The organism is Anatilimnocola aggregata (assembly GCF_007747655.1).
GTDB classification, from domain to species: domain Bacteria; phylum Planctomycetota; class Planctomycetia; order Pirellulales; family Pirellulaceae; genus Anatilimnocola; species Anatilimnocola aggregata.
In genome coordinates this window covers 300,337-320,596 of record NZ_CP036274.1, presented here as the reverse complement: position 1 = coordinate 320,596, position 20,260 = coordinate 300,337, and the positions used below count along the sequence as shown (strand labels likewise).

The following is a 20,260-nucleotide window of genomic DNA, read 5'->3' as shown; positions in this document are numbered from 1 at the left end:
TCCCCCAATCGGATAAGGCTTCTCGCCTTCGCGCTGGTGTTTCGCAAGTCAGCTGAGTAAATTACGGGAACTTCCTTCGCCTACGAATGGCTTACACCCTCCCTGCCGGATTTGTGTGGCGAAGCGTCGCATGTCGTGGAGATTGCCTGCATGAATCCTGAATGGCTGTGCTACGTCAACGGTCAAGAGTATGGCCCCTACACGTGGACGCAACTCGTGCAGATGGCTGCGGCGGGCAACGTTGTGCCGGCCACGCACGTACGGCGAAACTTCGACAGTCAGTGGTACCTGGCCGAGCATGTTCCCGGCCTGTTTGCCACGGCCAGCGCGCCCGTCGCAACACCCAAGACTGCCGCGCACCCGGTTGCGGCACCTTCGGCCAGCGGCGCGATGAAGGCGATTCCCGCTGGCAGACCCGTGGCGAAGGGGGTCCCCATTGTTCAGCAACAGGGAGTTCAACCTGCTGCGGCCAGCCTGCCACAGGGAGTGCCACGCGGGCGAGTTGTTTCGGCACCAGCAGCGCCGCCGGTTGCCGCGGCTGGTCCGGCAGCCTGGTCTCCTGTGGTGAACACTGGCGCAGCACCGGCCATGAATAAAGCGGCAGCCAGAACCGACGACGAAGATCTGACCGGCACCAAGCCCGACAAATCGAAGACGATGGTCCTAGCGCTCGGCGGCGCGATTCTAGCCATTGGCCTCCTCGGCGCGATCGCCATCATTTGGAAAATGAACGCTCCCCCCGCAGCGGAGCCGGTCGCTGCCAAGGGAGTTGTTATTGCGACGGAAGAAACTGATCCGGGCTTGAGCAGCGAACGAGGCGCCACAGCACCGGCTAAGCCTGCAACCAAGACAACCGCGACCGCTGCCAAAACCGACACCGCAGCGCCGAGAGCGGCCGCTGCCAAGGCTGAAGCAGACACTTTGGTAAAAGCGGTTAAAAAATGGTCACAGATCGAGAAGTTCAGCCGGCTTGGCATTCGCGATGGCCTGGTTGTCGACAAGGTTACCGTCTGGCTGGCAGTCGATGCTGCGGGTAAGCGAGTCGATCCCAATGCGCTGGCCCTGGCGGCCAAGGTGCCGCCAGTTGCGACACCTCCTGTCGCTGCCAATACAACGCCCGTACCCGGTGCCGCTCCAGAAATTGTGGCACCCAGCACAGCACCCACCCTGGGCGACCTGGTTCCTGGCAGTCAGGCATTCGCAATTGAACTGCCGAAGTTTGTCTTCGTCGAATTGCAGATCAAGAATGCGAGTGCCAGGCCGCAGCAATACTCGGGCTGGAACAGCGAAGCCACGGCGGCGCTACTCGTCGACGACGAAGGTCTGCCGTTGCCTCTGGCGCCCATTGCAGCCACACCGACCGCCGCCCGCAAGTCAGCGACCGAAATCCAGCCGGGCGAATCAACGCCCGATACGCTGGTCTTTACCATGAACGAACCCCAAGACAACGACTTCCGCCTGGTGCTGCCGCAGAAGGCACTCTCGAAGTTGGCGAAAGGAAGTTTTGGCATCGCAATCTCGCCCGCAGCGCTGGCCGCGAACTCTGGAACGGGCCTTGCGCAGAATCCAGGTGGTATGGCCGGCCCCGGGGCAACGCGCTCTTCCACGTCGATTCCGATTCCTGGCTTAGAAGAAGAACCTAAACCGCTGCCACCCCCGGCTGCTGTTCCTCCGGTCGCTGCGCCGGGGCTCACACCCGAGCCAGAGATGAAGAAGCCAGTTCCCGATTCCTCGGGAAAGATTCCGATTCCAGGTTTGTCGGATGAGCCGGAAATGAAAAAGCCGGTGCCTGATTCCTCAGGAAAGATTCCGATTCCCGGACTCTCCGATGAGCCCGCCAAGCCTGCAGATGGTCCCAAGAAGCCCGAAGAAGTACCGAACACGGCCCCTCCCCCCAAGACCTAATTTCCAGAATCGACACCGCTTGCTCGCATGCCGCTACCTGCCATTTCGGTTCGCTGTCCGCGTTGTCAGAGTGGGCAGTTCGTCGCCGGCGAAGCTGCCCATCTTCCGCAGCGGTGCGCACTCTGTGGGCACGTCTTCACGCTGTCGCCACCCACGGTGCAGCCCCGGGCCAATCTGGCCGGGCCTGTCCCACCGCAAATCACCTCGCCGCGGATGGCACCTCCCACCATTGCGCCGCAAGTGATCCCGCCGCATTTGCAGCGACAAGTCATTCCCGTTCCACTCGCCGGAAATGACACCAGAAGCGAAGCCGCGGAAGAAGCACCTCGACCATCGCGCACCAAAGGACTGGTGATGCGCTTGGCGCTAGTCACGATCCTCATCAGTGCGGCTGCGATTGTCGCCATGTTGCCGCGGCTGGTAAACAAGCTGAAGGAACCAAAGGTTGCGAGTGAGCCGGCAGAGGTGGCAGCTGCGGATGTGGTGGAGATTATCGACTTGCGGCCCGCAGACGGCGGGCCGGTGAAGTGGATCGACGCCAGTCGCAGTGCCGGGCTGCGCGCGGGCATTCATGTGCGGGTGCTGCGCTGTGAATTTGCCGATGTAATGGCCCGCGATAGTGGCAATTTGCCCGTCCCCGCCGGGCCAGGCGAGTTCCTGCAGATTCATTTGCAGATCACCAACCGGTTGAAGGTAAAGGTGCCCTACATCAGCTGGTATGCGAATCACTTTCGCGATGGCAACCGAACGATTGCGGCCGAACTGGCCGATGACACGGGGCGTCGTTATCCTCCGCAGCGATTCACGGGCGTGCAGGACATTGCGGGGCATTTGCCCGAGGCGACGCTCGACCCGGGCGAGTCGGTGCGCGACGTGCTGATCTTTGCCATTCCCCCCGCCAAAGCGACCGGCAGCGAAACCCTCTTCCTGCAACTTCCCGCCGCTGCTGTCCGGCGCACTGGCTCGTACGATTTCAAACTTCTGCCGGAACTCTGGCAGCGCTGAGTGATGTGGAAAAATAGGGGTCGGGAGGTTTTCCGGGCAGCAACGCCCTGCCTTCAGCCGTCAATCGCCGACCCGGAACATCCTCCAGAGCCCAAGGGCTGGAACGACAGAAGTCGGCGAGGCGTCTGCCACCGCGCGAAATGGGTCAGGAAAGTGTTTCGGGCCAACCTCGCTCAGCCAGCGCCTGTCCTGTTGGACGAAAACCTTCCCGGCCCGATGTACCCCGCCAACCGCATGTTAAAGTAGAACGATTATCGGTCGCAGCCCAGAAGCTCCTTTCACGCAGGCACGGTTCATGGCAGGTACGACGCTTGGATTCATCGGCGCTGGACAAATGGCGCGCGCTTTGGCTCATGGTTTTGTCAGTGCGAAACTGCTCGACGCGAGTTCGCTGACCGCTGCCGACCCCGTGCCTGCGGCAGCAGAAAAATTGGCGAGCGAGCTCCCCGGGCTGAAAGTGGCTGCGAGCAACGTCGCCATCGCCAGCAGTTGCGATGTGGTCGTGCTGGCCGTCAAGCCGCAAGCGATGTCCGCCGTCTATCAAGAACTGGGCGGCAAGCTGGCGGGTAAGTTAGTCGTCTCGATTGCTGCGGGCATATCGCTCGCCAAATTGTGCGAAGGATTGAAGACGCAGCGCGTCGTGCGCGTCATGCCGAACACGCCAGCACTTGTCGGCAAAGGGGCCAGTGCCTACGCGCTCGCTGCGGGCGCAACGGCCGAAGATGGAGCGCTCGTCGGCAAGTTGCTCGCTGCAGTGGGGACCGCACACCAGGTCGACGAAAAACTGCTCGACGCGGTAACGGGCCTCTCAGGCTCCGGTCCCGCGTATGTCTATCTCATCATCGAAGCGCTCAGCGATGGTGGCGTGAAAGCCGGACTGCCGCGCAATCTCAGTACCGCTCTCGCTGCGCAAACAGTGCTCGGTGCTGCAGAGATGGTCCTGGCTCGTGGCGAACATCCGGGGGTCTTGAAAGACGCTGTCGCGAGCCCCGGCGGCACGACCATCGCGGGTCTGGCCACACTCGAAGATCGCGGCGTTCGCGGCGCCCTCATTGCCGCCGTCGATGCGGCCACAAAACGTTCCGCCGAACTCGGCAAGTAATAACATTAGCTCAGTCACTCCGTGACTGCGTTGTCCGAGTCATGAAATGACTCGACTACGTTAGTGCACTTCTTCAGCTGCGTGCATCGCCCCGGGGTCGCCGTGATACCAAAGGTGCCCACCCCATGCGACGAGCAAAATGGCGATCAGCGTATAGCCGGCGGTGTACTGCGCCACCTGCTTCAAGTGTTCGGCCGCTAGATCCCACGGCCAGTACATGGCACCGCTGACGAGCGGCGAGTGGATCACGCCAAAGAGCGTGCAGAGGGCGGCGATGGCAAAGAACGCACCGCTGCGAAACAGCTGCCGGTCGATCGCAGCGGCGAGCGCGGACGACCAGAGCAAGCTCGTGACGATGAACCCGTTCGAGAGCATCCGCAGCGTCCCTTGCTCGGCAAGAAGATAGGGCTTCTGCGCTAAGACAGCAGCCATGTCCGGATCGCCCAGCAACTTGTTCACATAGATCATCGCCAGGGCGGCCAAGGCGGGAATGCAGGCGAGCGCAACAGCCGTGTAATGCTTTTTCGGCGTGGCGTAAAAACTTTGCGCGGTAATTTCGAGGCCGATGAAAATCAGAATCGGAAAGACGGTGGGCTTCGGAATCCATTGATAGAGAAACGCGAAATACCCGAGCACGCCGGCCGTACCAATGAAGATCGCCGTGGCGAGCGTATAGGCCGCCCGGCCCCCCATCGCCTTGTAAGCGGGATGGCCGATGTAAGGTGTCGTTTGAATCACGCCGCCGCATACGCTGGCGAGCAATGTCGCCCCCGCTTCGATGCCGATGACCGTGGCCGTATCGTATTCATCCCCCGCAGCTGCAGCACTCTCGGTGCAGTCGATGCCGCCCACCACCGTGCCGAGCGCGAAGGGAATGATGATCGGCAGATACTGAACCGTGTCCGGCATCGCCCCCAACCACTCGAAGCGAAAGACCGTGAGCCACTCGGTGGGCAGCAGGGCCGAGACGGCCGTTTCGTGCGTGATGGTGTCGGCCAATTTCTCGGGGCGGAACATCTCCGGCAACAGTTGCGAACTTTCGAGCCCCTGCAGCACGTAGTAAAGAGTGCCCGCGACCAAGAGCGCCCCGAGCGCCCCAGGAGTGCGAAACGGTAGCGGGATGCGGGCGATCAACGTGACCAGGATGATCGCCAGCGCGACGAGGCCGACCATCGGTGCGTGCAGGATTTCGATCAGCGGCAGAAAGCTGATGAGAACCAGCGCGACGGCGGTTAGCGAACCGAGCAAGCCCGCGCGGGGAATCAGTTTGCGCAACTGGTTGGACCCGATAGCGCAGAAAAACTTGAAAATGCCGCTAATAAAGATGGCACAAATGCCAATGTGCCAGGTCTTGAGGGCGGCTGCCTGTTCGTCCAGACCTGCCTTTTTGGCAGCGATAAAGGCAGGTCCCAGCACGAAGAGAACCATGCCAAAGGTGCTGGGCGTATCGAGCCCCAAGGGCATGGCGGTGACGGTCTGTCGGCCTGTACGGGCCGCTAACTTGAAGGCCAGCCAGAAAAAAAGCAAATCGCCAACTAGCACCCCAATGGCGGTGCCGGGAATCATGTAACGCAGGGCAAAACTTGTAGGAAATTCAAAAACGACGTGTAGCAGCCCGACTGTCAATAGCAATCCGGCGACATTGTCTAACATCAAGCCAAAGAAGGCGTTAACGTCGCCCGGGGCCGCCCACAAATAGGGCGTTGCGGTCTTTACAGGGGGTTCTGGCATAGCGATTGCAAATTGGGTGTGCCGTGATAGTAAACCGCCCTGAGTTGGCAGTGTAACCAGGAGTTCTCCTGATTCACAGCCAGCTCGCAGTAATCGCCGCATTCGTTGCAAACCGCGGAAAAGAATCTTCTCAGCCGATTCGAGTTTGCTACAGTTACAAACGGAATGCGTCGCGATTGATGCGTTGGCCTCGATTACCCCACTCGGGTTAATCTCGCGTGCCGACAGGGTGCTAGCGGCGAAAACGAACGAACTCTCTTCTTACTTGGTTCGTAGATAAACATGAAAGCCACCCTCGCTACATCTCCTGATTACCTGAACCTGTCGTGCGAAGCACAGCCGCTGCTGGCGTCCAAGTCGGACGAACAACTCCTGCTGGGGTATCGCAACGAGGAGCAGTCCGAACACCTCCGCCGGGAATGGTTCGCCGAATTGGTGCACCGTTACGAGCGCGAGTTGTTCAACTACCTCCGCCGTTACTTGGGAGATGCCGAACAAGCTGACGATGCCTTCCAGGCCACGTTCCTGCAAGTCCATCTGAAGCGAGACCAGTTCGAAGCAGGGCGGACCTTTCGCCCCTGGCTGTACACCCTTGCCACCCATCAGGCCATCGACCTGCAACGCCGCAACAAGCGGCATCGCATGCTCAGCCTCGATCGGCAATCCACTGCCGATGGAGACTCAGCCGATGGCAAACTGCTCGACCTGCTCGCCTCGAATGAGCCGAATCCAGCCGTGCAGTTTGGTGCTGAGCAGCGTCGCCTGTGGCTGAGCGAAACCATTGCCGCCATGCCGGTCGGTTTTCGCGAAGCACTGGAGCTGGTGTATTTTCAGGATTTGAAGTATCGCGAAGCGGCCGAGATGTTGGGCGTGCCAGTCGGCACGGTCAAGAGCCGAGTCCACTCCGCAGTGCTGAAACTGACCGAGGCCTGGAACGAACGCTTTCCGGGTGAGACCCTCGCCGACACCGCCGTCGCCGAGAATCAAATCGTCGACTAATACCTAACAGAGCAGCTATGACCCGCCTTACTCGCGAGCACTTGCTCGGATACTTGCTGGGAGCACTCGACCGCAAGGAATGCGTAGACGTCGAACAAGCTTTGGCTCAGTGTCCCGAGATGACCGCCGAATTGGAAAAGATGCGTCGCTCGCTCGATACGCTCGGGTTGCTCGAAGAACCCGAACTCGAAGAGCCGCCCCTCTGCCTGGCCGCGCGAACTTGCGAATTTGTCGAACAGAAAGCCGAATCCTACAGCGCTGAAACCGTCATCCTGAAAGCGATCACCGCCAGTTCTATCGCCGCGGCAGAACAGGTTAGTTCGCCCAGCGCTTCCGCAAGCAATGCCCGGCCCAAAGTCACGCTCTCACCCGTTTCGCGCAGCGAAGCCGGTGGCCCAACGCTCCGCAAGCTCGACGTAATCGTCGCCTCCGCGATTGTGCTGGTCGCTTCAGCCCTCAGTTTTCCGGCCCTCTATACCAGTCGCTTTCAAGCCAACGTTGACCTTTGTCAGCATCAGCTTCGCCAGTTGGGCACAGCCTTGCACGAGTACAGTGGCCTGCAACAGGACGGTGCTTTTCCTCACGTTCCTTTGAGCGGTCCGCGCAGTGTCGCCGGCGTCTATGCTCCGACGCTGGTGAGCAACAAGCTGGTACCTGATAGCAAAAACTTCTTCTGCCCTGGCAGCGGCGATGTGGCCCCGGAACATCAGCTCATTCCCACGCTGGACGAAATCGATGCCGCGCCCAAGTCAATTCTGACCAGTTTGCAGAACCGGATGGGTGGCAGCTTTGGTTACAACATGGGCTACTCGCGCGATGCCAACGTGTTGCCGCCGCGCAACAGCCGCCGCGCTGAATATGCTCTGCTGGCCGATGCACCGAACGACCTGCAACCGGGCCGCAGCAGTGCCAACCATGCCGGCCGCGGTCAAAACGTGCTGTATGAAGATGGCCGCGTGAAGTTCGTCAAACTGGCCAACAACACCCAGCAAGATTCGGCCCTCGACGATCCCTTCCACAATCGCCTCGGTCAGGTCGCTGCCGGCCTCGATATCAACGATGCCGTTCTCGGCCGCAGCCCGGATCATCCGGTTCCCGCTTTGTGGCAACCGTAGGAAGAAGTGACAAGGTGAGGGGGTGACAAGGTGCTTGAACCTGGGAGTTCATCGCCGCCGCTCGCTGCGCTTTCGGGCTCTTGGCCCATCTATTGTCTGTGGACGATCGCTACTCTGTTGGCGATTACGACGCTCACGCTGCCGGGCTATCTCTGGCGAAACGCGTCGATTCACCCGGCGCAAACTCTGTCGTTTCTTACCGCGGTTGATCTCAGCGCCATCTTTGTGATGGGCTTCGCTGCGGCACTTGCCGGGCGGCCAGTCACGCGCTGGCATGCTGGCTTCGCAGCCCTATTTCTCGCCCTGTTTTTGCTTGCCGTTCGCGCGCTGGTTCAAGCTGCCTTTGCTGCCGTCTGAGCCGAAAATCTCTGCTCTGCAAACGTAGTGCACAAGCCAATGAACCACCGCCGCAGGGGCGGTGGCGTGGGGAAGAGAAGTCCTGCTTTTCTCCCACTCGCCCTCTCTCCCACTCTTCCCCTCTTCCTCACAGCGTCCAGCCCTTGCGATATTCCTTGTGCAGCCATTTCTGCGCTGCTGGGGCATTGGTGATCTTCAGATTCTCGCTATCCCACTCGATCTTGCTGCCGTGGCGATAAGCGACAGTTCCCAGCAGCACTGCTTCGGTCAGCGCGCCGGCATAGTCAAAGTTCGATAGCGTGGGGCTGCCGGTCCGAATGGCGGTGGTCCATTCGCGATGATGACCGAGCGACTTGGCAATCGTTTGCGGCGGCGCTTTGTAAGCGGTGAATTTCTCTTCGGGAAATAAGAAGTGATCTCCATAGCTGGAGAGCAACATTCCCTTGCTGCCGACAAACAGCACGCCCGATTTCCAGGTCTCGGGTTTCACGCGGCTGTGCTTGAGCGTGGTTAACAATTCGGGCTGTTTGCCGCTGTCGTACCAGAACAGCTTGCAGGCCGGGAACTTGCCGCGGGCTGGGTATTCGTACTTGGCCAGGCAATAGCCGGGGCAACTCACCGGGTCATAAGGGGTGCCGCTCGCTTCGACCGACGACGGCCCGCGCAGTTCGAGGGCCCAATGCGGCAGGTCCATGTAATGGCAACCAAAGTCGCCCAGCGAGCCAGTGCCGTAGTCCCAGTATTTGCGCCAGGTGAATGGATGAACTCCTTCGCTGTAAGGCCGTTCGGCAGCTGGCCCGAGCCAGAGATTCCAGTCGAGATTCTTCGGTGCTGTGGTATTCGTGGTGAACGTCGCACCGGTATAAATCGCGCCGGCCCACACATGCACTTCGTCCACCTCGCCGATGGAACCCCCTTGAATGGCCTCGACCACACGGCGGTAGTTGTCGCCGGCGTGAATCTGATTGCCCATTTGCGTGACGAGCTTCTTTTCCTTCGCCAGGGTCGAGAGCGTGCGGGCTTCGACCACGGTATGCGTCAGCGGCTTTTCGCAGTAGACGTGCTTGCCCATCCGCAGCGCCATGGCAGCAGCTGGCGCGTGCGTGTGATCGGGCGTGCCGACCACGACCGCATCGATCTTGTCCCCTTCTTTTTCGAGCATGTCGCGGAAGTCGCGATACTTGCGCGTCTCCGAAAACTTGACCGCAGCCTGGTCGAGCTTGTCGCTATCGACATCGGCCATGCAGACGAGATTCTCGTACGCCAGTTCGTTCAGATTGGCTCCCGCGCGGCCGGTCGTTCCCACTCCGGCTAAGTTCAACTTTTCGTTCGGCGATTTCGACTCCTGCGCCGGGGCTACATTCACCCAAGCGCCGAGCGCCAGCGCGCTGGAGGCAGCAGCCGATGCCGATAAGAACCTGCGGCGAGTTACACGAGCCATCTGAAAATCTCCGGGGCCTGATCGGTGAGTTGCCTGTGCGTCCCAATTCCCGCTGTTGTAACGCTGCATTCAGTACGCGGCAAGCAACAAGAGTGAGAGAATCGGCCGATTTCGCTGCGTAAAATGCAGTCTCAATTGACCACTTCCCCGCCGCGGCAGTAGGATTCACCCTCCTTCTTTAGTGGGAGTGCTGCGATGTGGATCTTTAGTCAGAAAAAACGTTCGAGCCAACGTCAACCCGAACAGCGCCGCCGCCGCGTTCGCTTAGGGTGCGAACAACTGGAAGAACGGTGGACCCCTGCTGCCGATCTGGTGCCGGCACTCGTCAACATGGTTGACCGTGTGGCGGTTGGTTCCACGGTGCAGGTCAACGTCGATATCGACAATCGGGGAAACGTTTCCTCGGGGAGCTACGTCGTTGAATTTCGCCTCAGCACCGATGCGACGATTACGCGCACCGATCTGCTCTTGGCGTCGGTCACGCGCAGCACGATTGCGGCCGCCAGAGATTCGCAGTGGGTTCAGACGCTCACCATTCCCGCGAATCTCGCCGCCGGCAATTACACGATTGGCGTCGTCGTCGATCCGCTCAATCGGATTCGCGAGAACATTGAAACGAACAACACGCTCGGCGATGCTACCGCCAGCACGCTGTTTGTTAATTCACTGACCGGCACGGTGAAGTACAGCAGCACGACCAAGGCTGTGGCCCTTCGCCCCCTCAACCCCAGCGCCGAGTTGTACAACGATCGCAATACCTGGATTGTGATTCACGGCCGCAACAGCAGTCCCGCCACGACGGGCGTCGCGCAAATTGCCGCTGCGATTGAGGCGGAATACACCGACGATCAGGTCCTTGTCCTCGATTGGACGGCGGCCGCAGCCAGCGGTCTGATTGGCGGCAGTGGCGAAAACTTTATCAAGCCCGTCGCTGCTTGGGCCGCGAGCGTGCTGGTGGGCTACGGCATCACCGCGGATGAAATCAACGTGGTCGGTCATAGCTGGGGCGCGTACATCGGTGCCGAGATGGGCGAAGTGCTGACCGAAGTGAATACGATCATGGCGCTCGATCCGGCCACTGACTTTCCCGGTGGCAGCTATAACCCCGAAGGGACGTCCAGCGGCGTGCCCGAGGTCAACTTCGCTCGCAACAGTCGCTACTCGTGGGCCTTCTACGAAAGTGCCAAAGACATTTACGGCAGTGCGAAGACTTCGGCCACTGCGGACGAGTCGTTCGTCGTGCGCAACAGCGACCACTCCAAGACGGTGCAAGTCGTGGCCGATATCATCAGCCGCAATCAGGCCACTTCACTGCTCGCCGCGCAGTTCGACCTGCAACGCCTGCTCGCAGCAGCGGCCAATCCGATTTGGGTCACCAATCAGTTCAACATCAACGGCCAACGTGCGGATGGTCAACCTTACGAAGCGGTTCTGGCTGCAGCTTCAGGGGGCGTGAAGATTCAATCGCTGACGTTCTATAACGGCACGAGTTCGCAGGTGATTACGATCTAGTTCGCAATCGACTGAACTCAAAGGAGTGAGTATGAACTTTTCAATTCGCACTGGGTTGATCGCGGTGTCGATCGTGGCGGTGTTGCTCGGGGCGATTGTTTCGAAGTCACCGCTCGTGATGGAACTGGCGACTAACCTGGTGCTACTGGGGATTTGCCTCACTTTGGCCCTGGCGATTTGGGACCGTGAGCCTTTGCGCCGCGCATTCTGGACCGGATTCTTCGTGCTGGGATTCGGCAACGTTGTGCTGGCGAGTTACTTCAACGCCTATCAGCAATCGACCAGCGAACTGTCGACGCTGCTGATGGGGCAACCACAGCCGGGTGGTCCGGCAGTCAGCTACCCTCGTACTCGCATCATTCCCTCGTCATCCTTCAAGCCGCCTGTGACCGAATACCTGACCGAGGAAGTTTACGAGCCAACCTTAACTCCACCCCAGCCTGTGCCTACTACCACGGCACCAAACAGCGCGCCATCCTTCGCCATGCCACCATCTAACTTTCCGCCGCCCCCCATGGCGACGCCGTATTACTCTTCTGACTACTACTTGCAGTTCGAAGCGATTCGCAGCTCACTTCCCGTGATGTTCTCTCTGCTCGTCGCTGGCATTGGTGGCTGGGTGACGATGTGGATCTCGCACCAGCGTTCAACTTCCGCTGCGCGAGAAGTGACGAGTGGCCTCTAGGCAACAGCGCTTCGAGTGATCGGTACTTCGTCCAATCTGCTCCACATCGCCCGGCGCGATAGCGAGAAAATTACGGCACAGATACTTGACAAGTATTCACGAACTATTCATAAATAAATTGATTGTTTTTGCATTTTGGTGGAAGGAGATTGCGACGGGAACCGTTCGTGCGCGGCGCGAGGAACTGTTTCTTGGCTTTGCTGGCCAGCTTGCAGTCGCAGCGAGATGCACCGCGGACGTTTATCAACAAATAGGATGTTTTCAGAGTTACCAAATTGGCCGCAATTCATTGCCACGCAACGGCTTGCAGGTGATGCACGCAAAAGGGGGTGTTGATAAACCGGGCGCGACACGCGTAACTCGACTAGCGATCATTGTCATTTGGTGAACCCACGCGCTTGCGCGGGCGAACTGCAAATCAAGCAAACTACTAGTTCGACGGCCGCAAGCAGCCCGGTTAACCAGAGATAACTAGCGGGCGATTCGCTCGCCGCGAATGCGGGCTGAGAAGTTGGGGTCGTCGCGATACTTGAGAGCCAGGTCGTTCACACGGGCTCGACGCTTCGTCTCTTCGAAGGGCAATGTGGTGTCGATCAGTTTTAATTCGTAGGCCAGTTGATCGGAGAAGCCGGGGAGGAGCACGCGATAGTCCTGCGGAATCTTGCCCGGGGCCAACTTGTTGATGTGCTGGACGATGTTCGTCGTGCAGTTGTTGCTGATCGAGTCGTACAGTTCGGGCTTGGTACGGAGCTGATTCACGCGGCGGAGGATATCGACCAACAGTGCCTGCGTTTGTTCGGGAGTGGAGTTGCCGCGATAGGCATAGACATCGCACTTGCGATGCTCGGTGCGGACGCGAATCAAATCCCGCTCGCTGGCAACGACATAGATCAGCTCGAACTGCCCGAGCAGACCCGTGGCCGGATGATACTCTTCGCCTTGTTCGAGTCGTACTTCGACCGAGACACCAACCCGATCACCATCGGCCAGGCCAAAGCTGAGCATCGTATGGGCGAGTGCCCGCTGCTCGTTGAAAGGGACGACCAGATAGTCGACGTTCTGCACGTCGCCCAGCTTGAATGTTTTGTCGTAGTAGTCGACGACGCAATCGCGGTAAGTGAAGAACTCGGCATCGCGAACGTTGTGAATGGTGATCTGATCGCCGGCCATCTTGGCATCGGCCAGCACGCGGTGCTCGATGATCCAGTTCCGATCGTTCGACGCGGTGGTAATGGTGGGGAGTTCCAGCGGTGCGGTGCCATTGGCGGCCGCTGGTCCGTTCTTACAACCAGCGAGTGCGGTGACCAGCAAGATAGCGCCGACGACAAGGCAGCGGCTAGCTGGCTGGGCGACGTTCGAGCTGATAAGCGGGCTCGGCATGATATCGGTCGACGGAGCGGCGGCAGAGTGAGGCTATTTTCGTGGTGGAATTACAGAAAGTGTCCGCTGGCAGCAAGAGCAATGCAGCTGTCGCCCCTGATAGCCAGCTAGCTCCGCGAAGTTGGGACGCCAGTTAGCCAGTTCACCTTACCTGCCCTTTCTCCCTAGCCTCAAACGCCGCACTCTTCTATCCTGTAAGGTGGGACTTATGACGTTTTTCGGGCGGTAGGTGCGGCATGAATTTGTTGTGGATCGTTCTTCCTTCGGCGGTGATTCTGACGATTGCGTACTTTACGTACGGCTCGCTGCTGGTGCGGCTATTCAAGCTGGATCCCAAGCGAATCACGCCGGCCGAAGAATTGAATGACGGCTTGGACTTCGAACCGCTGCCGGCCAGTTCGCTGCTGCCGCAACATTTTTCGGCGATTGCCGCTGCGGGCCCGATTGTGGGGCCGATTGTTGCCGGCCTGACGTTCGGCTGGTTGCCGGCGTTGATCTGGATTTTGATCGGATCGATCTTCATTGGCGGCGTGCATGATATGGCGGCGCTGGTGGCTTCGATTCGTCACCGGGCCACGTCCATCGCCATGGTGGTGAAAGAGCACATGAGCGGACTTTCGTACACGCTCTTTTTGACATTCATCTGGATCGCGCTGGTCTACATCATTGTCGCCTTTACCGACGTGACTTCGGGGTCGTTCATTGCGGCGGCCAATGCCGAAGCGGGTGGTGTGAGTGGCGGGGCGATTGCTACGTCGTCTCTGCTGTACCTGATTCTGCCCATCGTCATGGGGCTACTAGTTAAGTTCCTGAAGATGCCAATGTGGCTGGCGACGGTGATCTTCGTGCCGCTCGTGGGCGTAGCGATTTGGGTCGGTCAGTTCGCGCCATTCGATTTAGGGAAGCAATTCAGCCTGAGCGAAGGTGACGCCCGCAAAGCTTGGGACGTGTTGCTGTTGGCGTATTGCCTGATTGCCGGCATGGTACCGGTGTGGATGCTGCTGCAACCGCGCGGCCACTTGGGTGGTTACTTTTTGTATGCCGCGCTGGGTGCCGGTGCGATTGGCGTCTGCTTTGGCGGAGCCACCGCGCAGTATCCGGCGTTTCGCGGCTTTACTGTCGATAACGGCAGTGGAATCACGACGCTCTTTCCCGCGCTGTTCATCATGATCGCTTGCGGAGCTTGCAGCGGGTTTCATTCACTCATCGCCTCGGGCACTACTTCCAAGCAGTTGAAGACCGAATCCGATGCCAAGTCGATTGGCTACGGTGCCATGCTGATGGAAGCGATGGTCGCCATCATTTCGCTCTGCTGCGTGATGATGTTTGCCCAAGGTGCGCCGGAGTTGAATCTGAAGAATGGGCCGAACATGATCTATGCCCACGGCATCGGCAAGTTCATGCAAGTCATCAGCACGAATCCCGGCTTTGTGACCTTTGCCATTTCGTTCGGGCTGATGGCGTTCACCACGTTCGTCTACGACACGCTCGACGTTTGCACGCGGCTGGGGCGCTACATTCTGCAAGAGTTGACGGGCATGCACAACAAAATCGGCATGTTCATCGGCACCGCGCTCACCGCCGGAACGCCACTCTTCTTTTTGCTGCGGCATCCTAGCGACGCCGCGATTCCCGTCTGGCGAATCTTCTGGAACCTGTTCGGGGCAAGCAATCAGTTACTCGCCGCCCTCACGCTGCTCGGCGTTACCGTTTGGTTGTGGCGAACACGCCGCGCGTGGTGGGTGTGGATCGTCACCGGCATTCCGACCGTGTGGATGTATGTCATGAGCACTTGGGCCTTGATCGTCCTGACGCTTCCCAAGTTCTACAGCGAAGGCAAATGGAGCGTGCCGACCGACCCAGTTCCTTGGGCCGGTGTGGTGCTGATGATTCTCGCCGCGATCATGCTGTTCGAAGCAATTCGCGTGCTGGCCACGATGGGTAATCCACCGCAGCCAGAACCGAAGTTTGAGGCGAAGCCGGCAACCGTTTAAGATTTCTTGTTCTTCTTTTTTCCGCCCGTGGGCTGATCGTTCACCGGGCCCGCCATTGGTGGCGTTTCGTAAAACTTGCCATCGTCGATCAAACGCGGATCACCCGTGCGCTGAAGTTCACCCATCAGCTGTTCCTCCAGCTTGGCTCGCGACGAAGCATAGGCTGCTTCGGCTGCGACGTTCTTCAACTGTTGCGGATCTTGACGCAGGTCGTACAACTCTTCGCGCGGGCGTTTGCCATAAACCCATTCGTAGTGGGCCTTCCACTTAGGCTCGTTACGCACCCCCACGAGCCAGGCCTTGGTGGGCCCCGCATCTTCATCGGGCAGAGTGACGCGAGTCTCTTCGGTAATCGCGCTCGCTGTGGGAACGTTGTCGCCATCGAGGCGATAGGGATCACCCAGCGGCCAGCGACCGGGTTTGAAGTTGATGATGTAAAGGAAGTCAGGCGTGCGAATGGCCCGTTGTGGATAAGGCATGTAATCGGCTCGGGCACTTTCCACGTGTCGCTCGCGACCGATAAAAACGGCCGTTCGCTCAGGTTCGACTTGCCCAGATTTTTCCGACTTCAGCAACTTCACCAAGCTGCGGCCCGTCATCCGCTCGGGAATCGGCAGACCAGCTGCTTCGAGGAAGGTTGGCGCCAGATCGGTGAGACTGACGAGGTCGTCGACCACGCGGCCCGACTTGGCGTTCCCCCAGCGGATGGCCAGCGAGACACTGGAACCGAAATCGTAGAGGTTGCACTTGCCATGCGGAAAGCCCGGTGGACCATGGTCGCCACTCATCACGATGATGGTATTGTCGAGCTCGCCCGTGGCTTCCAGTTTCTTCAGCAGCGCACCCAGCGAAGCATCGAAGGCCTGCGCTTCGCCCAGGTAATCGGCAAAGTCTTCGCGCACTTCGGGAACGTCGGGCAGGAAGGCGGGCAACTTGCCTTGGAGTGACTCGGGCTCGATTCCCCAAAGTTTTTTGCCCGAGCCCTTGATCCATTTGCGATGAACGTTCGTCGGGCCGAACCAATAGCAGAAGGGTTGGTCGGGCTTGCGGGCGGCGAGGAAGGCATCGAAGTTGTTGGTCACTTCGTCATAAAGCGCATGCTTGGCGTCTTCGAGCGCCATGCCGTTGGCGACCATCTTGGTCACGTTCTGCGAAAACTGATTGACGCGGCCCCCTGCCTTTTCGTAGGCGAACTTGCCACTGCCATAGGGAGCATCATTGGGCGAGCCGGGGCTCCAAACTTTGTAGGTTTCGCCCAGGTGATAACCAGCATCGCCCAAGAGGAGCGGAAACGCGGGCTGCGAACCGTCCCAGATTGCGCCGCGCAAGATCGAAGCTCGCCCGGTTCGCCAGAAGTGTTGTCCCGAGAGGAGCGCGCTACGACAGGGCGTGCAGCTGGGAGCAGAAACAAACGCCCGGCGAAACAGGACACCTTCGCGCGCCAGGCGATCGAAGTTCGGAGTGCGCACCACGTCGTTGGGCGTGCCGGGGCCATCGACAGCGGCATAGGCGCTGGCATAGCGACCCCAGTCATCGGCAAAGGCGAAGAGAATGTTCGGCCGCTTGGCGTCAGCGGCGTGGGCAAACGAATTACCAACAAGGAGCACGAGCAAACCAGAGAGGAGCCAGCAGCGATTCATCCGTTTCACCTCCAAGAGAAAGATTTCGACCGGTTGAGATGGCCTAGAAGCCGCAATTATTGACGGATTGTCCGTTCGCAAACTCCAACTCTACCAGCGCATTCCGGGGGTTTCTCTAGCGAAATCCAACGGCGGGCGTTATTGTGAAGCTCTCCGGGACAGTGGGCTTAGCATAAGGGTTGGCGCATGATACGGGCGATGAGTTGGTCGTTAGTAATCGTTGGTTTGGTAAGCGGCGCGACTTTCAGTCAAACACCACAGCAGTGGCAACAACAGCTGCAGCGGCTTCGTCAACAAGGCCAGCAGCCGAATATTCAGTGGGAAAATGCCCAGCTGTCCGGCTTGATCAAGGGGATGCAAGGCGGGCTGGTGCAAGTTGCCGCCGAAGGTGGCGAACAGTGGATCGTGCAGGTCGAAGCGCGGCCGCAAGATATCGTCTTTCAAGGCGCCGCCGATCCCAGCTTTGTGAAGCCGGGCATGCTCGTCGAATTCAAGGCCAAGGTCAACAAAAAGGGGCAGGCAGCTGACCCAGTTACCAGCTTGACGGTGATCACCGTGCGCGAAGGTCGCGGTGTGGGGGTGATTCCCGAAGGAGGTCTCTCGAAGGGAGAAGCCGAACTCTTCACCGAAAACAAGCCAGAAGAAAAAAAGACGCCGCGTAAGGTGACCGAAGACGCTACGTATCTGGTCGCTGGGCAGGTGACCAAACTCAGCCGTACGGGCGAAATGACCATCAACTGCGCCGGGACGACCATCAAGGCCGATCTCGACAAAGAAGCCAAGGTCGCCATCGACGTCAATCATCTGCAATATGCCCAGATTGGCGATAAGGTCGAGATTCGCGCTCGCTATCCCATGGGGCAGAAGGCCGCTGGCCAGGGTCTGGCTTCGCAGATCGCGGTGACTGGTTCCAAACCGCTCGGCGAACCGAAGAAGCGACTTCTGCCCGGCAAAGGCGACGATGAACCCAAGGAAGAGGACAAGAAAGCCGAACCCAAAACCGAGTAAGATCGTCCTTCTCTTGAGCCGCACCTGCATTGTTGTTCGCCACTTGCTTTTGTTGAGGTAGCTACGAGCCATGGGGCTGAAAGATTGGTTTGCGCGCAAGACGCCACTGCAACTCGCACTCGAACGGGGCCAGAAACCCGATGGCAAACTGGCTGATGAGATTGACAAGCTGGGCGAATACACAGTCTCTGCGCAGGGGGATGGCGAAGCGATCGCAGCGGCGCTCGCGCTGCTTGACGAGTCGCCGCGCACTCATGCAGCCTGGTTGCGGCCTCTGACCGGCCTGCTGCAAGACGTGGAAGATGCCGAGTGCGCAGCCTTCCCGCCAATCATGGAGTCGGCCTTGCCGGCGCTAATCTCGGTGGTAGAAGCTGGTCTAGCTGATCGGCAACTCTTCGAGCGCGACGATCTGCTCTTCGCTCTCAAGATTCTGGCCATGTACGGCACCGATGAAGGGACCGACACCGTCATTCGTGCCGCGCTGCAGGAGCTTGATGCTGACGACTACATGTGGTCGGTCATTCTCGGCAACTATGGTCGCGAAGGGCATCCACAGGCCGAGCGGCTGTTCGCAGCCCTGGCCGATCCGCTGCCCACGAAGTTTCTAGCGGTCTCGCTGCTCGATGCGGCCAACAGCGCACGGTTAAGTGGTGGAGATTTTATCCATCCCTTCGATTCGCCGGCTGGCATTTCTCGGCTGGAGGGCTGGCTGACGGACCCTGATCCTGAGCATGCCAGTTACGCGGTGAGCGCGGCTGCTGCACTGCCTTTTCTCGATCACTCGGATCGCGACGGCCTGCTAGCTCTAGCGCTCGATCATGCCAGCGACAATGTGCAGCTAGAAGGAGCGTGGGTTGCGGCGAAGGTGGGGCGCGAAGCGGGCATTCAACAGTTGGCCCGTTATTGCCTTGATATCAACCACTCCGATGTCGCCTGCCACTACTTGAAGGAACTTGATCGCGAAGATGCAATTCCGCCGGAGTGCCAGGATCCGACCTTTCGCGCGCAAGCAGAGTTCGCGCGCTGGCTGGCTCATCCTTGCGAATTGGGTGAAGCACCGGACGAACTCGAACTGGTCGACCATCGTGAATTAGCCTGGCCGCCGGCTCGCGATATCTGTCCAGTCTGGCTATTTCGCTTTCGCAAGCTCGATCGAACGGGCCTCGCAGAAGACCATGTCGACGTGGGAATGGTCGGCAGTGTGACGTTTTGCCTCTTCACCTATCAGCTGAATCAGCGGTCGCCCGAGGACTGCTACGCAATTCATTGTTACTGGGAGTTGACGACGCAAGAGTTGATCTCGGAACTAGAGCTGCCGCCGAATTCACACGAGTACGATCACCTGCTGCGGCAGTACGCGGGGAGCGACTTAAGTGAAGTGGTGCTCGAAACGGTTGTCGAACCGGCATCCAGCTTGAACTATCCGCAGGCGCTCGTGGGCATTGCGACGGCCCAGCGCGCGGGTGAACCGGGCTGGGTAGTGCTCGATGGCCCGCGGAGTCGCTTTTACGCAGCGGCCGAAATGCCAGCGGGAGAACGAACGGGGCAGGTGTTGAAAGTCCACGTCGGACGCGAACTGCTTGGCTTTCGCGAGGCTGTCGATCGTAGCGCGTACTTACGGCCGGAGAGTAACAAACCGAGTGCGGCGGACTTCATCGCCACCTATGAAGGCTATTTGCAGCAAGCGGCTAATCTCGCGGAGGCGGAGAAGTTGCTCGGTGGCAATAGCCTGCTGAAGGGGAAGTTCGAACGGTATGTCGAAGCGATCGTCGAGACGACCGCGCGCGACAAGCCGGAGGTTACTCTCGCCGCGTATCAACAATTGCTCGCCGCAGTTCAACGTCTGCCCGCAGAAATGCAGAGCGAGATGTTCGATACTTTTTCTCCCCTCGGCGAGGCAGCGCTCCTCGCGATCGCGGCACTTAAAGAGTTGGGACGCCGCAACGAGTTGCTGGAAGTCGTGCGCACGTTCGAGCCGCATTGGCCGCACAACTTGGGCTATAGCAGCTTAGGTGCTGCGGCCCAAGCAGGTGGCGATCTCGCGCTGGCGGAGTCGCTGTTGCTCAAGTTGCACGCCAACGATCGCGCCAGTTGGAGCGACGCCACCGATATGTTGGCCTCGATTTGGCTCCGGCAAGGGAAGGTCGCAGAAGCTCAACAGCTGGTGCTAAAAGCGATTCGGGAAGTCCAAGAGACTGCCCGCGACTGCACCGGCAAGAGCCTGGCCGAACAGGAAGAGATCTTTCAAAAACATCGTGAGTTCCTAAGGCTGCTTCCGCAGGGTCCGCAACTGCTCGAAGCGGAGCAAGTTCCAATCACGCTCTTAACTGAAGTTGATTCGATCGATTTGTTCGGCGATGAAGAACTGAAATAGCGTTTCTCCGTC

The 20,260-nt window shown here is 59.3% G+C and carries 16 protein-coding genes; 12 read left to right on the top strand and 4 right to left on the bottom strand.

Annotation, left to right across the window (positions count from 1 at the left end; translation table 11 throughout):
- The first annotated feature begins 150 nt into the window (after positions 1–150).
- The 3 genes from ETAA8_RS01085 (at position 151) to proC (ending at position 4,012) form a co-directional block, all read left to right on the top strand.
- On the top strand, positions 151–1,905 hold the full coding sequence (locus tag ETAA8_RS01085; RefSeq protein WP_145083631.1) for a DUF4339 domain-containing protein: 1,755 nt from the start codon (positions 151–153) through the stop codon (positions 1,903–1,905).
- Positions 1,906–1,932: 27 nt separating this feature from the next.
- Positions 1,933–2,910, top strand: coding sequence for a hypothetical protein (locus tag ETAA8_RS01080; RefSeq protein WP_145083628.1), 978 nt, complete (start codon positions 1,933–1,935; stop codon positions 2,908–2,910).
- 295 nt (positions 2,911–3,205) lie between these two features.
- Positions 3,206–4,012, top strand: coding sequence for a pyrroline-5-carboxylate reductase (proC, locus tag ETAA8_RS01075; protein WP_145083625.1), 807 nt, complete (start codon positions 3,206–3,208; stop codon positions 4,010–4,012).
- Between the two features lie 60 nt (positions 4,013–4,072).
- On the opposite strand, the gene ETAA8_RS01070 is transcribed toward proC, so the two are convergent.
- A complete protein-coding gene (locus tag ETAA8_RS01070) occupies positions 4,073–5,743 on the bottom strand; it encodes a permease (protein ID WP_202921486.1) in 1,671 nt (556 codons plus the stop codon).
- 282 nt (positions 5,744–6,025) lie between these two features.
- On the opposite strand from ETAA8_RS01070, the gene ETAA8_RS01065 reads away from it, so the two are divergent.
- From ETAA8_RS01065 to ETAA8_RS01055, 3 genes are read left to right on the top strand one after another with little or no spacing between them, the layout of a single operon-like run.
- Positions 6,026–6,742, top strand: a complete 717-nt coding sequence (locus ETAA8_RS01065) for an RNA polymerase sigma factor (protein ID WP_145083622.1) — start codon at positions 6,026–6,028, stop codon at positions 6,740–6,742.
- A 17-nt stretch (positions 6,743–6,759) separates the two neighbouring features.
- Positions 6,760–7,857 carry an anti-sigma factor family protein gene (locus ETAA8_RS01060; RefSeq protein ID WP_145083619.1) on the top strand — a complete coding sequence of 366 codons (1,098 nt, stop codon included), beginning with the start codon at positions 6,760–6,762 and terminating at the stop codon, positions 7,855–7,857.
- A gap of 30 nt (positions 7,858–7,887) precedes the next feature.
- Entirely contained in the window at positions 7,888–8,214 is a 327-nt protein-coding gene (locus ETAA8_RS01055) for a hypothetical protein (protein WP_145083616.1), read from the top strand.
- Positions 8,215–8,341: 127 nt separating this feature from the next.
- On the opposite strand, the gene ETAA8_RS01050 is transcribed toward ETAA8_RS01055, so the two are convergent.
- Positions 8,342–9,655: a Gfo/Idh/MocA family protein gene (locus tag ETAA8_RS01050; RefSeq protein WP_145083613.1), complete on the bottom strand. Its 1,314-nt coding sequence runs from the start codon at positions 9,653–9,655 to the stop codon at positions 8,342–8,344.
- Positions 9,656–9,850: 195 nt separating this feature from the next.
- On the opposite strand from ETAA8_RS01050, the gene ETAA8_RS01045 reads away from it, so the two are divergent.
- The 3 genes from ETAA8_RS01045 (at position 9,851) to ETAA8_RS01035 (ending at position 12,240) form a co-directional block, all read left to right on the top strand.
- Positions 9,851–11,167: a CARDB domain-containing protein gene (locus ETAA8_RS01045; protein ID WP_145083610.1), complete on the top strand. Its 1,317-nt coding sequence runs from the start codon at positions 9,851–9,853 to the stop codon at positions 11,165–11,167.
- Between the two features lie 31 nt (positions 11,168–11,198).
- A complete protein-coding gene (locus ETAA8_RS01040) occupies positions 11,199–11,852 on the top strand; it encodes a hypothetical protein (protein ID WP_145083607.1) in 654 nt (217 codons plus the stop codon).
- A gap of 85 nt (positions 11,853–11,937) precedes the next feature.
- A complete protein-coding gene (locus tag ETAA8_RS01035; RefSeq protein WP_145083604.1) occupies positions 11,938–12,240 on the top strand; it encodes a hypothetical protein in 303 nt (100 codons plus the stop codon).
- 83 nt (positions 12,241–12,323) lie between these two features.
- Here ETAA8_RS01035 and ETAA8_RS01030 read toward each other — a convergent pair whose 3' ends face one another.
- Positions 12,324–13,232, bottom strand: a complete 909-nt coding sequence (locus tag ETAA8_RS01030) for an Lnb N-terminal periplasmic domain-containing protein (protein ID WP_145083601.1) — start codon at positions 13,230–13,232, stop codon at positions 12,324–12,326.
- A 236-nt stretch (positions 13,233–13,468) separates the two neighbouring features.
- Here ETAA8_RS01030 and ETAA8_RS01025 point away from each other — a divergent pair, with 236 nt between their 5' ends.
- Entirely contained in the window at positions 13,469–15,226 is a 1,758-nt protein-coding gene (locus tag ETAA8_RS01025; protein WP_145083598.1) for a carbon starvation CstA family protein, read from the top strand.
- Here ETAA8_RS01025 and ETAA8_RS01020 read toward each other — a convergent pair.
- A complete protein-coding gene (locus ETAA8_RS01020; RefSeq protein ID WP_145083595.1) occupies positions 15,223–16,866 on the bottom strand; it encodes a sulfatase family protein in 1,644 nt (547 codons plus the stop codon). The genes ETAA8_RS01025 and ETAA8_RS01020 overlap by 4 nt on opposite strands.
- Before the next feature lie 198 nt (positions 16,867–17,064).
- Here ETAA8_RS01020 and ETAA8_RS01015 point away from each other — a divergent pair, with 198 nt between their 5' ends.
- Together ETAA8_RS01015 and ETAA8_RS01010 are read left to right on the top strand one after the other, a co-directional pair.
- The gene (locus ETAA8_RS01015) at positions 17,065–17,874 is read left to right on the top strand and encodes a hypothetical protein (protein ID WP_145083592.1); all 810 of its coding nucleotides are present in this window, start codon (positions 17,065–17,067) and stop codon (positions 17,872–17,874) included.
- 70 nt (positions 17,875–17,944) lie between these two features.
- On the top strand, positions 17,945–20,248 hold the full coding sequence (locus ETAA8_RS01010; protein ID WP_145083589.1) for a hypothetical protein: 2,304 nt from the start codon (positions 17,945–17,947) through the stop codon (positions 20,246–20,248).
- Positions 20,249–20,260 lie beyond the last annotated feature (12 nt).